This window comes from Bacillus sp. GbtcB10 (assembly GCF_019091365.1).
GTDB lineage: Bacteria > Bacillota > Bacilli > Bacillales > Bacillaceae > Bacillus > Bacillus altitudinis.
In genome coordinates this window covers 1-277 of sequence record NZ_JAGXJP010000106.1, presented here as the reverse complement: position 1 = coordinate 277, position 277 = coordinate 1, and the positions used below count along the sequence as shown (strand labels likewise).

The following is a 277-nucleotide window of genomic DNA, read 5'->3' as shown; positions in this document are numbered from 1 at the left end:
AACAATTTAGATAAAAAAATTACCGAGTATTTAGTTTTACTATCAGAAAAACCACTTTCACCGACAGGCTCTGAGAAGCATTCAGTCCTAGCAGGTGGTGTTGGAGATATTGAACGTGTCGGGGATCATGTAGAAAACCTTGTAGAACTTGTAGATTTCCAAATTTCAAACCGTGTCTCCCTATCAGACGACGCATTAGCTGAACTAAATGAAATGCTTGAGTTAACAATTTCAACATTACACGTCGCAGTTGAAGCTTTAACAAACTTTGATACTG

General features: G+C 37.5%; 1 pseudogene. It reads left to right on the top strand.

Annotation, left to right across the window (positions count from 1 at the left end):
• Positions 1–277: pseudogene (locus tag KVT11_RS19795) on the top strand (Na/Pi cotransporter family protein); the annotation flags it as partial.